The sequence below is a fragment of the Rugosimonospora africana genome (assembly GCF_016862975.1).
GTDB lineage: Bacteria > Actinomycetota > Actinomycetes > Mycobacteriales > Micromonosporaceae > Rugosimonospora > Rugosimonospora africana.
Genome location: NZ_BONZ01000006.1, coordinates 274,510 through 287,615, shown reverse-complemented (window position 1 = coordinate 287,615; position 13,106 = coordinate 274,510). Strand labels below are relative to the sequence as shown.

Here is a 13,106-nt window from a genome sequence, read left to right as displayed (position 1 = left end):
CCATCCCCGCGATGGCGGAGGGTGCTTTGCTGGCCGACGTGATCGCCGGAGGAGCTTCGTTGGACCCGGTGATGGGTGGGTGTGACCGTTAATGGCTTTCAGTGAAGAGACCTACACCCGCGCGAAGGAGATCATCGCGCGGTACCCGGTCGGTCGCGAGCGGTCCGCACTGCTGCCGCTGCTGCACCTGGTGCAGTCCGAGCAGGGGTACGTCTCGCCGGAGGGGGTGACCTTCTGCGCCGAGCAACTGGGCATTACCCGGGCCCAGGTCGGCGCTGTCGCCACGTTCTACACCATGTACAAGCGCCGGCCGACCGGCGACTGGCTGGTCAGCGTCTGCACCAACACCATGTGCGGCGTGCTCGGCGGTGACCGGACCTTCCAGACGCTGTCCGAGGAACTCGGCGTCGGGCACGACGAGACGACCGCGGACGGCACCATCACGCTGGAGCACGCCGAATGCCTCGCGGCGTGCGACTACGCGCCGGTGGTCACGGTCAACTACGAGTTCTTCGACAACGTCCAGGCCGAGCAGGCGCTGGACATGGTGCGGCAGCTCAAGAACGGCGAACGTCCGACCCCGACCCGGGGCGCCCGGCTGTGCACGCTCAAGGAGATGTCGATCCAGCTCGCCGGGTTCGCCGAGGAGCGGGACGGCGCCCTGGCCGATGGGCCGGCCGGCGAGTCGACGCTGCGCGGCAATCGGCTGGCCGAGCAGTACAGCGTCTCGGTGGCCGGGTACGACCCGAACACGCCGATCCCGACGCAGGCCGACCGCGAGGCGGCGAAGGCGGCCGCCGAGGCCAAGGCCGAGAAAGAGAAGGCCGCCCCGCCGGCTCCCGCCCCGTCGGCCGCGCCCGTGGTGACCTCACCGGCGGAGTCGAAGGGCCTGGAGGCGAACAAGCCGGCCAGCGACGCCAAGCCGGCCGGCGACGTGACGCCGGGCCGCGAGGACCCGTCGTGAAGAACGAAGAGGTGACAGGAGCATGACCGCCCCCTCCCAGGAAGCCTTGGCGAAGCTCACGCCGGTCCTCACCAAGCGCTGGCTGTCGCCGGACGCCTGGAAGATCGACGTGTACGAGCGGCTCGACGGGTACGCCGCCCTGCGCAAGGCGCTGACCGCTCACCCGGACGACCTGATCGCCCTGGTCAAGGATTCCGGCCTGCGCGGCCGGGGTGGCGCGGGCTTCCCCACCGGGATGAAGTGGGCCTTCATCCCGCAGAACGACGGCAAGCCGCACTACCTGGTGGTGAACGCCGACGAGGGCGAGCCGGGCACCTGCAAGGACCTGCCGCTGATGATGGCCGACCCGCACTCGCTGATCGAGGGCATCATCATCGCCTGCTACGCGATCCGGGCCGACCGCGCCTTCATCTACATCCGGGGTGAGGCGATCCACGCCGCGCGCCGGCTGCGCAACGCGGTGAATGAGGCGAAGGCCGCCGGGTACCTCGGCGAGAACATCCTCGGCTCCGGGTTCAACCTGGAGGTCGTGGTGCACAGCGGGGCGGGCGCGTACATCTGCGGCGAGGAGACGGCCCTGCTCGACTCGCTGGAGGGCTACCGCGGCCAGCCCCGGCTGCGACCGCCGTTCCCGGCCACCCACGGGCTGTACGCCAGCCCGACGGTGGTGAACAACGTCGAGACGATCGCGAGCGTGCCGTACATCGTGCTGGGTGGGGCCGGCTGGTTCCGCAGCATGGGTACCGAGAAGTCGCCCGGCCCGAAGATCTACTCGATTTCCGGGCGGGTCAACAACCCGGGCCAGTACGAGTGCTCGCTGGGCATCACGCTGCGGCAGCTGATCGAGCTGGCCGGCGGCATGCAGCCCGGCCACGAGCTGAAGTTCTGGACCCCGGGTGGCTCGTCGACGCCGATGCTGACCGCCGCGCACCTGGACGCGCCGCTGGACTTCGAGGGCATGGCCGGCGTGGGCACCATGCTCGGTACCACGGCCGTGCAGGTCTTCTCCGACCAGGACGACGTGGTCTACGCCACGTACCGGTGGATCGAGTTCTACCACCACGAATCGTGTGGCAAGTGCACGCCGTGCCGCGAGGGCAACTACTGGATGGTGCAGGTACTGCACCGGATCCTCGCCGGCAAGGGCACCCACGAGGACCTGGACACTCTGCTGGACACCTGCGACAACCTGCTCGGCCGTTCGTTCTGCGCCCTCGGCGACGGCGCGGCCAGCCCGGTGCAGTCGTCCATGAAGTACTTCAAGCAGGACTACCTGGACTACATCGAGGGCCGCAGGTCTCCGCTGTTGTCGCCCGCGGAGTTGGTGGGAGCGCACTAGTGACCGATTTGGAAAAGAGCACCCAGGCCGTGCCGTCGGCGACCGCGCCGACGCCGCCGCCGGTACCGACGGTGAAGCTCACCATCGACGGCATCGAGGTCGAGGCGCCGAAGGGTGAGCTGGTCATCCGGACCGCCGAGCGGCTGGGCATCGCGATCCCGCGGTTCTGCGACCACCCGCTGCTCGCGCCGGCCGGCGCCTGCCGGCAGTGTCTGGTGGACATCGAGGGCCAGCGCAAGCCGGTGGCGTCCTGTACCCAGCCGGTCGCCGACGGCATGGTCGTCCGCACGCAGCTGACCAGCAGCGTCGCCAAGAAGGCGCAAGAGGGGATCATGGAGTTCCTCCTGATCAACCACCCTCTCGACTGCCCGATGTGCGACAAGGGCGGTGAGTGCCCGCTGCAGAACCAGGCGATGTCCACCGGCCGTACGGACACCCGGTTCCACGACCACAAGCGCGAGTACGAGAAGCCGATCAACATCTCCACCCAGGTGCTTCTCGACCGTGAGCGGTGCGTGCTGTGCCAGCGGTGCACCCGGTTCTCCGAGGAGATCGCCGGAGACAAGTTCATCGACCTGATGGACCGCGGCTCAGCGGAGCAGATCGGCATCTTCCGGGACGCCGCGTTCGGCCACCCCCGGGACCACTCGACGATCGACGAGCTGGCCTACGAGCAGCAGCAGCCGGACGCCGACGACGACCCGTTCAACTCCTACTTCTCTGGCAACACGGTGCAGATCTGCCCGGTCGGCGCGCTGACCGGCGCCCAGTACCGGTTCCGGTCTCGCCCGTTCGACCTGGTGTCCACGCCGAGCGCCTGCGAGCACTGTGCCGCCGGCTGCTCGCAGCGCACCGACTGGCGGCGGGGCAAGGTCCTGCGCCGGCTGGCCGGCGACGACCCTCAGGTCAACGAGGAGTGGAACTGCGACAAGGGCCGCTGGGGCTTCCAGTACGCGAACGCCACCGACCGGATCACCGAGCCGATGGTGCGCGACCGGAAGACCGGGGAGCTGCGCACCGCGTCCTGGCCGGAGGCGCTGTCGGTGGCAGCCGAGGGGCTGCGCCGGGCGCGTGAGCGCAAGGGCGTCGGCGTACTGACCGGTGGCCGGCTGACCGTCGAGGACGCGTACGCGTACGCGAAGTTCTCCCGGGTGGTGCTGGGCACCAACGACATCGACTTCCGGTCCCGTCCGGTGCGCTCCGCCGACCCGGCGAGCCGCTCCATCAACGAGGAGCAGGACTTCCTGGCCTCGTCGGTGGTCGGGACGCACCACGTGACGTACGCCGACGTGGACGCCGCGCCGGCCGTGGTGATCGTCGGGCTGGAACCGGAGGAGGAGTGCCCGATCCTCTTCCTGCGGCTGCGCAAGGCGTACAACAAGCGCGCCGTGCCGGTCTACGCTCTCGCGCCGTTCGCCAGCCCCGGCTTCACGAAGATCGGCGCCACGCTGATCCCGACCGTTCCGGGCGACGAGGCCGCGGCACTGGCCAGCAACGAGGCGGTGAGCACCGCGCTGGGCATCGAGGGCGCGCTGCTGATCGTCGGCGAGCGGCTGGCCACCGTACCGGGTGCGCTGTCGGCCGCCGCAGCGCTCGCCGCGCGTACCGGCGCCCGGCTGGCGTGGGTACCGCGCCGGGCCGGCGACCGGGGCGCGATCGAGGCCGGCTGCCTGCCGAACCTGCTGCCCGGCGGCCGTCCGGTGCTGGACGCGGCCGGCCGTGCCGAGCTGGCCCAGGCATGGGACCTGGAGTCGGGTGTGCTGCCGAACCGGCTGGGCCGGGACACCGATCACATCATCGAGGCCGCCGCGCACGAGCGGCTGGACGCGCTGGTGGTGGCCGGCGTCGACCCGGCCGACCTGGCTGACCCGCGGGCCGCCGAGGACGCGCTGGACAGGGTGGGTTTCCTGGTCAGCATCGAACTGCGGCGCAGCGCGGTGGCCCGGCGGGCCGACGTGGTGTTCCCGATCGCGCCGGTGGCCGAGAAGGCGGGCTCGTTCCTCAACTGGGAGGGGCGGGTACGCAGCTTCGAGAGGGTGCTCAACACCCCGGCCATGACCGACGCGCGGGTACTCGACGCGCTGGCCCGCGAGTTTGGTGTGGAACTGGGCGTGGGCGACCCGGCGTCGGTGCGGCGGGAGATGGGCTCGCTGCCCTCGACCACCGCCGCGCGGCCCGCGGCGCCGGCGGTCACCGCCGGACACGCGGCGCGGCCGGCCGACGGTGAGGCTGTCCTGGCCACCTGGCACCAGCTGATCGACTCGGGCAGCCTGCTGGACGGCGACGACATTTTGAAGGGCACCGCCCGCCCGACGCTGGTGCGGCTGTCCAAGGAGGCGGCCGCGCGGCTCGGTGTCGCCGAGGGCGACGCGGTCACGGTCGGCACCGACCGGGGCGCGCTGACCATGCCGGCGGCCATCACCGACCTGCCCGACAGTGTGGTCTGGCTGCCAACCAACTCACCCGGCTCGGGAGTGCACCGCACCCTCGGTGTAGCCTCCGGCGCGGTCGTGCGGATCTCCGCCGAAGGAGGTGCCCGGTGAAGTATCTTGCGCAGGACCCGACGCTGGCCAACTTTGGCCACGACGTCTGGTGGCTGGTGCTGATCAAGGTAGTCGCCGTCTTCGCCCTGCTGCTGGTACTGACGCTGTTCACGATCATGTATGAGCGCAAGGTCGTGGCGCGGATGGCGGTACGGCCCGGCCCCAACCAGGTCGGCCCGAATGGCTGGCTGCAGAGCCTCATGGACGGCATGAAGCTGCCGTTCAAGGAGGAGATCATCCCGATCACCGCGGACAAGGTGGTCTACTTCCTCGCTCCGGTGATCGCGGGTACCTGCGCGTTCATCACCTTCGCGGTGATCCCGTTCGGGCCGATGGTCTCGATCTTCGGGCACCGGACGCCGCTGCAGCTGACCGACGTGCCGGTCGCCGTACTGGTGATCCTCGCCGCGACGTCCATGTCGGTGTACGGCATCGTGCTGTCCGGCTGGGCTTCCGGGTCGACGTACCCGCTGCTCGGCGGCCTCCGGTCGAGCGCCCAGATGATCTCGTACGAAGTGGCGATGGGCCTGTCCATCGTCGCGGTGTTCATGACCGCCGGCACGATGTCCACCTCCGGGATCGTGCACGCCCAGGCCGGTGGCGCCCAGGCCAACTGGGACATCTTCGGCTGGCACCCACAGGCGCCGAGCTGGTACGCGATCGTCACGCTGCCCAGCTTCGTGATCTACGCGATCTCGGCGGTCGGTGAGACCAACCGGGCGCCGTTCGACCTGCCCGAGGCCGAGTCCGAACTCGTCGGCGGTTACCTGACCGAGTACTCGTCGTTCAAGTTCGCGATGTTCTACCTGGCCGAGTACATCGCGATGATCAACGTGTCGGCGGTCGGCGCGACGCTGTTCCTCGGCGGCTGGCGGGTGCCGTGGCCGCTCTCGCTGATCGACCACGGCGTCCTGAACCACAGCTGGTTCGGCCTGATCTGGTTCCTCGGCAAGGTACTGATCTTCCTGTTCGGCTTCATCTGGCTGCGGGCCACGCTGCCCCGGCTGAGGTACGACCAGTTCATGCGGCTGGGTTGGAAGGTCCTGCTTCCGGCGAACCTGGTCTGGATCCTGATCCTGGCCGGAATCAAGACGACGCAGCGCACGCCCACCGGCAACACCCGCTGGTTCGTGATCGCGGGTGTGGTCGTGGTCGCGCTGATCGCGGTGTTCCTCTGGCCGGAGAAGAAGGGGCCGGAGGCGCCGTCCACGGAGCAGCTGGAAGAGCAGCTCGCCCAGCTGCCCGAGGGCAGCTTCCCGCTGCCGCCGCTGGACCTGCAGGTTCCGCCGAGCCCTCGGCTGCAGCGGCTGACCGGCCAGCGCGAGCCGGCGACCGTCGGCGGCGGAACAGACGAGAAGGAGAACTGAGGTGGGTACCTTCACCGGCTCGTTCAAGGGCTTCGGGGTGACCTTCGCGCACATGTTCCGCAAGGTCGTCACGACGGAGTACCCGTTCAAGCCGCCGACGCCGGCCCCCCGGTACCACGGCCGGCACATCCTGAACCGTCACCCGGACGGGCTGGAGAAGTGCATCGGCTGCGAGCTGTGCGCCTGGGCCTGCCCGGCCGACGCGATCTACGTCGAGGGCGGCGACAACACCGAGGAGCAGCGCTTCTCGCCCGGTGAGCGGTACGCCAGCGTCTACCAGATCAACTACGCCCGCTGCATCTTCTGTGGGCTGTGCATCGAAGCCTGCCCGACCCGTTCGCTGACCATGAGCAACGAGTACGAGCTGGCACGGGACAGCCGGCAGGATCTGATCTTCACCAAGGAGCAGCTGCTCGCGCCGCTGCTGCCCGGGATGGAGCAGCCACCGCACCCGATGCGGCTGGGCGACTCCGAAAAGGACTACTACCTCGGGAGCCTGACGAACCCGGGTACCTCGGCCGGTGCCGAGCGTGCCGGGGGCGCCGACGCGTCCCAGCCCGGGGAACCACTCAGCAGGGGTGCCGCATGAGTCATTCGATTCTGGCCGCCGCGGCGGGCCAGATGGGTACCGGCGAGAAGGTCTTCTTCTGGATCTTCGGGCCGCTCGCGCTGATCGGCGCCATCGGGATGGTGTGGGCGCGCAACGCCGTGCACTCGGCCCTGTTCCTGGTGCTCACCATGCTGTCGCTGGGCGTGTTCTACGTGCTGCAGGCCGGGCCGTTCATCGGCATGGTGCAGATCATCGTCTACACCGGCGCCATCATGATGCTGTTCCTGTTCGTGCTGATGCTGGTCGGCCGGGACTCCTCGGACGCGCTCATCGAGACACTCCGCGGCCAGCGCACCGCGGCGATCCTCATCGGCCTCGGATTCGCCGGCCTGGTCTGCACGGCGATCGCCCGCGCGATGGGCAGCGTCTCGGCGAAGGGCCTGGACGCCGCGAACCAGGCCAACGGCGGGAACGTCCAGGGCATCGCCGCGCTGCTGTTCACCAAGTACGTCTTCGCCTTCGAGGTCACCTCCGCGCTGCTGATCACGGCGGCGGTCGGCGCGATGATCCTGGCGCACGTCGAACGGCGCCGGGAGAACCGGCTCAGCCAGGTCGACCTGATGAAGGCGCGCTTCGCGCCGGGCAACTACCCCGGCCCCAAGCCCGGACCGGGCGTCTACGCCACTTCTGACTCGGTGGCCACGCCGGCCCTGCTGCCGGACGGAACGTTCGCCGACCGCAGCGTTTCGAAGATCCTGCCGACCCGGGAGCTGAGCGGTGCCGAGTCGGCTCCGAAGGGAACTGAGCGATGACCCCGACTTACTACATAGTGCTCTCGGCCGCGCTGTTCACCATTGGCGCGGTGGGAGTACTGGTCCGGCGCAACGCGATCGTGCTGTTCATGTGCATCGAGTTGATGCTGAACGCGGCCAACCTCGCGCTGGTCACGTTCAGCCGGATCAACGGCAGCCTCGACGGTCAGATCATCGCCTTCTTCGTGATGGTGGTGGCCGCGGCCGAGGTCGTTGTCGGGCTCGCCATCATCATGTCGATCTTCCGTACCCGGCGGTCGGCCAGCGTCGACGACGCCAACCTGCTGAAGTACTGAGGTTTTAGATGCCGGTTCACTTCGCGGCAGCGCATGGGACGCTGTCCAGTATCTGGTTGCTCGTCGCGATTCCGCTGGCCAGCGCCGCGATCTTGCTGCTGTTCGGCCGCTTCACCGAGCGGTGGGGTCACCTGTTGGGCGTGGCGAGCGTGCTCGCCTCGTTCATCCTCGGCCTGATCTACTTCTTCTCGCTGCGCGGCCTTTCCAGCCCGTACCGGGCGGCGTCGCTCAACCTGTTCGACTTCATTCCGGTCGGCGGGCTGAAGGTGCAGTTCGGGTTGCTGTACGACCCGTTGTCGGCGATCTTCGTGCTGCTGATCACGGGCGTGGGCTTCCTGATCCATCTGTACGCCGTGGGGTACATGTCACACGACGAGGGGCGCCGGCGCTTCTTCGGGTACTTCAACCTGTTCGTCGCCGCGATGTTGCTGCTGGTACTCGGCAACAACTACGTGATCACGTTCGTCGGGTGGGAGGGCGTGGGTCTCGCGTCTTACCTGCTTATCTCGTTCTGGTACGACCGGCCAGCCGCGGCCACCGCCGGCAAGAAGGCGTTCATCATGAACCGCGTCGGTGACGCCGGGTTCGTGACCGCCATCTTCCTGATGTTCGCCACGTTCGGCTCGGTCAACTTCGCCGACGTGTTCAACGGGGTCGCGTCGCACGGCGCCGGCCAGACCACGATCCTGATCCTCGGCCTGCTGCTCCTGCTCGGCGCGTGCGGCAAGTCGGGCCAGTTCCCGCTCCAGGCATGGTTGCCGGACGCGATGGAGGGCCCGACCCCGGTCTCCGCCCTGATCCACGCCGCGACCATGGTGACCGCCGGCGTGTACCTGATCGCCCGGTCCAACCCGCTGTTCACCGCCAACCTGACGCTCCAGACGGTGGTCGTCGCGGTCGGCGCGTTCACCCTGCTGTTCGGGTCGATCATCGGTGGGGCCAAGGACGACATCAAGCGGGTACTGGCCTGGTCGACGGTGTCCCAGATCGGGTACATGTTCCTCGGCGTGGGCCTGGGCGGCGCGGCGTACGCGCTGGCGCTGATTCACCTGCTCGCGCACGGCTTCTTCAAGGCCGGCCTGTTCCTCGGCGCCGGTTCGGTCATGCACAGCATGAAGGACCGGACCGACATCCGGCGCTTCGGCGGCCTGTGGCGGTACATGCCGATCACCTGGGCCACGTTCGGGCTCGGGTACCTGTCGATCATTGGTATCCCGCCGCTGTCCGGCTTCTTCTCCAAGGATCCGATCATCGAATCGGCGTTCAACCGGGCCGGCTGGACTGGTTGGCTGTTCGGCTCCGCCGCGTTGCTCGGCGCCGGGCTGACCGCGTTCTACATGACCCGGCTGTTCGTGCTCACGTTCCACGGGCCGAAGCGCTGGACCGAGGACATCGAGCACCCGCACGAGTCCCCGGCCGTGATGACGATCCCGCTGGTGCTGCTGGCGGTCGGCTCGATCGCGGCCGGCGCCCTGTTCGTCTACTCGCCGTTCAACGTGAAGGACTGGTTGCGGCCGGTGTTCAACAACCCGGCGGCCGAGGGCCACGAGCACATCGGCCAGTGGTGGGCGACCGGCATGACGTTCGTCGTGGTCCTGATCGGCCTCGCGATCGGGCTGCTGCTGTTCCGCAGGGGTACCGCCCCCCAGGAGCAGCCGGCCGGACCGGTCGTCGCGGCGGCCCGCGCCAACCTGTTCGGCGACATGTTCAACGAGACGGTCTTCGAGAAGCCGGGCCTGTACCTGACCCGTGCCCTGGTGTACCTCGACAACCGCGGCATCGACGGCCTGGTCAACGGGCTCGCCGCGCTGGTCGGCGGCAGCTCGGGCCGGCTACGGCGCACGCAGACCGGATTCGTCCGCAGCTACGCCCTGTCCATGCTCGGAGGTGCGCTGCTCATCGTGGCGGCGATGCTGGCGGTGGCACTCGGATGACCGGCATTAGAAAGCGATTGGGGAAGGCCACCGCAGTATGAGCTCCTTTCCGTATCTGAGCGTGCTCACCGGCGGGCCGCTGGTCGGCGCCGCGGTGGTGGCGTGCCTACCCCGCAGCCGGCCGCAGCTGGCCAAGGTCGTCGCGTTGGTCTGGTCGCTGGCGGCCCTGGTACTGACCGCGGTCATGTACGCCACCTTCAACGCCAACGGGTCGCGCTTCCAGTTCCGCGAGTCGTACCAGTGGATCCCGTTCTGGGGAGCCCGGTTCACCTTCGAGGCCGACGGCATCGCGCTGGTCATGCTCGCGCTGATCGCCCTGCTGGTACCGCTGGTGATCCTGGCCTCCTGGCACGACGTCGACAGCGCCAAGCGATCGGTCCCGACCTACTTCGCGCTGCTGCTCGCCCTGGAGTGCACGATGATCGGGGTGTTCGCCGCGGCGGACATCTTCCTGTTCTACGTGTTCTTCGAGGTCATGCTCGTCCCGATGTACTTCCTGATCGGGTCGTACGGCGGGCAGCGCCGGCAGTACGCGGCGGTGAAGTTCTTCCTCTACTCGCTGGTCGGCGGGCTGCTCATGCTCGCCGCGGTCATCGGCCTCTGGGTCGTCGGGCGCGACCAGCTCGGCCACGGCACCTTCGACTGGCACCAGCTGACCTCGCTCCACATGTCCACCACCACCGAGCGGTGGCTGTTCCTGGGCTTCTTCGTCGCGTTCGCCATCAAGGCGCCGTTCTTCCCGTTCCACACCTGGCTGCCGGACGCCGGTGGCGCCGCGCCGGCCGGAGCCGCCGCGCTCCTGGTCGGAGTGCTGGACAAGGTCGGTACGTTCGGGATCCTGCGGTACTGCCTGCCGCTGTTCCCCCACGCGTCGAAGTACTTCGCCCCGCTGGGCCTGGTACTGGCGCTGGTCGGCATCATCTACGGCGCGCTGCTGGCGATCGGGCAGAACGACCTCAAGCGGCTGGTCTCGTACACGTCGATCGCGCACTTCGGCTTCATCGGCATCGGCATCTTCGCCTTCACCACCCAGGGCGGAACCGGTGCGGTGCTCTACATGCTCAACCACGGTCTGGCCACCGGCCTGCTGTTCCTGGTCGTGGGCATGCTGGTGGCGCGCAGGGGCAGCTCGCTGGTCTCCGACTTCGGCGGCGCCGGCAAGCTGATGCCGGTCCTCGGCGGGGTGTTCTTCATCGCCGGTCTGGCCTCGCTCGCGCTGCCGGGCACCAGCCCGTTCGTCAGCGAGTTCCTGGTTCTGCTGGGCACCTTCACGGTGCACAAGACGGTGGCCGTAATCGCGACCGTCGGCATCATCCTGGCCGCGGCCTACGTGCTCTGGATGGTGCAGCGCACCACCCAGGGCACGCTGAACCCGGCCCTGGAGAAGGTCGACGCGATGCGCCGGGACATGTCGGTGCGGGAGAAGGTCGTGGTCGCCCCGCTGATCGTGCTGCTTCTGCTGCTCGGCTTCTATCCCAAGCCGGTCACCGACGTCATCAACCCGGCGGTCAAGGCGACGTTCTCGCAGATCGGGACGTCCGACCCGAACCCGACGGTCGCTCAGGGAGGCGGCAAGTGACAATCGCGCAGGATGCTCTCCAGCTTCCGCACCTCAATTACGGTGCGCTCGCGCCGATGCTCATCCTGTTCGGTGCGGCTGCCGTCGGGGTGCTGATCGAGGCGTTCGTACCGCGCCGCAGCCGGTACGCGCTCCAGCTGGTGCTGGGGCTGGGCGCCTTGGTCGCCGCGCTGATCGTAGTGATCACCGAGTCGGGTACCCGGGAGCTGACCGCTGGCGCCGCCATCGCGCTGGACGGGCCGGCCCTGTTCCTGCAGGGTTCGCTGGCCGCACTCGGCATCGTCGCGCTGCTGCTGATCGCGGAGCGCACCCTGGAGCCGGGCGGGCCGTTCGTCGCCGCGGCCGCGGTCACCGCGGGTACCGAGGAGGACCGCACCCAGGCCGCCCGTGAGGACGCCGGTACCGAGGTGTACCCGCTGCTGCTGTTCGCGCTCGGCGGCATGATGCTGTTCGTCTCGGCGAACGACCTGCTGACGATGTTCGTCGCGCTGGAGGTCTTCTCCCTGCCGCTGTACCTGATGTGCGGCCTGGCCCGGCGGCGCCGGCTGCTGTCGCAGGAATCGGCCATGAAGTATTTCCTGCTCGGCTCGTTCGCCTCCGCGTTCTTCCTGTTCGGCATCGCGATGCTGTACGGGTTCTCCGGGCAGATCTCCTTCGCCGGCATTCACAGCGCGATCCAGACCTCGACGCAGAGCACGACGCTGCTGTACATCGGCCTGGCTCTGGTCGCGCTGGGCCTGCTGTTCAAGGCGGCCGCGGCGCCGTTCCACGTCTGGATCCCGGACGTGTACCAGGGCGCACCGACCCCGATCACCGCGTTCATGTCGGCCTGCACCAAGGTGGCCGCGTTCGGTGCCCTGATCCGCGTGCTGTACGTGGCATTCCAGGGCACGGACTGGGACTTCCGGCCCGTCATCGGCGCGATTGCGGTGCTCACCATGCTGGTCGGCTCGATCCTGTCGGTCACCCAGACCGACATCAAGCGGCTGCTCGCCTACTCGTCGATCGCCAACGCCGGGTACATCCTGGTGGGCGTCCTGGGCCTGAGCAAGGACGGCCTGTCGAGCACCCTGTTCTATCTCGTCACGTACGGGTTCACGGTCATCGCCGCGTTCGGGGTGGTGACCCTGGTACGGGACGCCGACGGCGAGGCCACCCACCTGTCCCGCTGGGCCGGGCTCGGCCGCCGCTCCCCGCTGTACGCGGGCCTGTTCACGTTCCTCATGCTGGCCTTCGCCGGTATCCCGCTGACCAGCGGCTTCACCGGCAAGTTCGCGGTGTTCGCCGCGGCGATCGGCGGCGGCCAGTCGTGGCTGGTCGTGTTCGGTGTGGTCAGCAGCATGATCCTCGCCTTCCCGTACCTGCGGGTGGTGGTCATGATGTGGCTGTCCGAGCCAGGTGAGTCGACTCCGACGGTGTCCATCCCCGGCGCCCTGACCTCGGCCACGCTGGCCATCGGCGGGCTCGCCACGCTGGTGTTGGGCGTCGTACCGGCGCCGCTGTTGGACCTGACCAACCACGCGGCCCAGTTCATTCGCTGAGAACGACCGGTCCGGGTCGTGGCGTGGCGCCAGCCGCGCCGAGCCGGACCGGTCGGACACCCGGCCCGCTGCCATGCGGCGGGCCGGCCCATGCCCGGCCGCCCCGTCGGGTGCGCCGGAACCCGGCTGAGGTGCGTCGAAACTCGGCCGGGGCGCGCCGGAACCCGGTTGGGGTGGGCCG

Annotated in this window: 11 protein-coding genes; all 11 read left to right on the top strand. The window is 68.9% G+C overall.

The window, feature by feature from the left end; translation table 11 throughout:
- Positions 1 to 92: NADH-quinone oxidoreductase subunit D-related protein (locus Raf01_RS03130; protein WP_203916171.1), on the top strand; the 92-nt coding region annotated here is incomplete at its 5' end.
- A complete protein-coding gene (gene nuoE / locus Raf01_RS03125) occupies positions 92 to 964 on the top strand; it encodes an NADH-quinone oxidoreductase subunit NuoE (protein WP_203916128.1) in 873 nt (290 codons plus the stop codon). The genes Raf01_RS03130 and nuoE, both read left to right, overlap by 1 nt.
- Before the next feature lie 22 nt (positions 965 to 986).
- Entirely contained in the window at positions 987 to 2,303 is a 1,317-nt protein-coding gene (gene nuoF, locus Raf01_RS03120) for an NADH-quinone oxidoreductase subunit NuoF (protein ID WP_203916127.1), read from the top strand.
- Positions 2,304 to 2,332: 29 nt separating this feature from the next.
- Entirely contained in the window at positions 2,333 to 4,846 is a 2,514-nt protein-coding gene (locus tag Raf01_RS03115; RefSeq protein WP_203916170.1) for an NADH-quinone oxidoreductase subunit G, read from the top strand.
- Positions 4,843 to 6,213 carry an NADH-quinone oxidoreductase subunit NuoH gene (gene nuoH, locus Raf01_RS03110; RefSeq protein ID WP_203916126.1) on the top strand — a complete coding sequence of 457 codons (1,371 nt, stop codon included), beginning with the start codon at positions 4,843 to 4,845 and terminating at the stop codon, positions 6,211 to 6,213. Before Raf01_RS03115 ends, nuoH begins: the two co-directional genes overlap by 4 nt.
- A 1-nt stretch (position 6,214) precedes the next feature.
- Complete coding sequence (gene nuoI / locus Raf01_RS03105; protein ID WP_203916125.1) at positions 6,215 to 6,802, top strand: NADH-quinone oxidoreductase subunit NuoI; 588 nt, start codon at positions 6,215 to 6,217, stop codon at positions 6,800 to 6,802.
- Positions 6,799 to 7,575, top strand: a complete 777-nt coding sequence (locus tag Raf01_RS03100) for an NADH-quinone oxidoreductase subunit J (RefSeq protein ID WP_203916124.1) — start codon at positions 6,799 to 6,801, stop codon at positions 7,573 to 7,575. The genes nuoI and Raf01_RS03100 overlap by 4 nt, the downstream gene beginning before the upstream one ends.
- Complete coding sequence (gene nuoK / locus Raf01_RS03095; protein WP_203916123.1) at positions 7,572 to 7,871, top strand: NADH-quinone oxidoreductase subunit NuoK; 300 nt, start codon at positions 7,572 to 7,574, stop codon at positions 7,869 to 7,871. Before Raf01_RS03100 ends, nuoK begins: the two co-directional genes overlap by 4 nt.
- Before the next feature lie 8 nt (positions 7,872 to 7,879).
- On the top strand, positions 7,880 to 9,805 hold the full coding sequence (gene nuoL, locus Raf01_RS03090) for an NADH-quinone oxidoreductase subunit L (RefSeq protein WP_203916122.1): 1,926 nt from the start codon (positions 7,880 to 7,882) through the stop codon (positions 9,803 to 9,805).
- Between the two features lie 37 nt (positions 9,806 to 9,842).
- Entirely contained in the window at positions 9,843 to 11,384 is a 1,542-nt protein-coding gene (locus Raf01_RS03085; protein WP_203916121.1) for an NADH-quinone oxidoreductase subunit M, read from the top strand.
- A complete protein-coding gene (gene nuoN / locus Raf01_RS03080) occupies positions 11,381 to 12,925 on the top strand; it encodes an NADH-quinone oxidoreductase subunit NuoN (RefSeq protein WP_275412950.1) in 1,545 nt (514 codons plus the stop codon). Before Raf01_RS03085 ends, nuoN begins: the two co-directional genes overlap by 4 nt.
- Positions 12,926 to 13,106: the final 181 nt, after the last annotated feature.

Coding starts and splice junctions, on each gene's coding strand:
- nuoE (WP_203916128.1), top strand. CDS start 92: ATGGCTTTCAGTGAAGAGACCTACACCCGCGCGAAGGAGATCATCGCG.
- nuoK (WP_203916123.1), top strand. CDS start 7,572: ATGACCCCGACTTACTACATAGTGCTCTCGGCCGCGCTGTTCACCATT.
- nuoF (WP_203916127.1), top strand. CDS start 987: ATGACCGCCCCCTCCCAGGAAGCCTTGGCGAAGCTCACGCCGGTCCTC.
- Raf01_RS03085 (WP_203916121.1), top strand. CDS start 9,843: ATGAGCTCCTTTCCGTATCTGAGCGTGCTCACCGGCGGGCCGCTGGTC.
- Raf01_RS03100 (WP_203916124.1), top strand. CDS start 6,799: ATGAGTCATTCGATTCTGGCCGCCGCGGCGGGCCAGATGGGTACCGGC.
- nuoL (WP_203916122.1), top strand. CDS start 7,880: ATGCCGGTTCACTTCGCGGCAGCGCATGGGACGCTGTCCAGTATCTGG.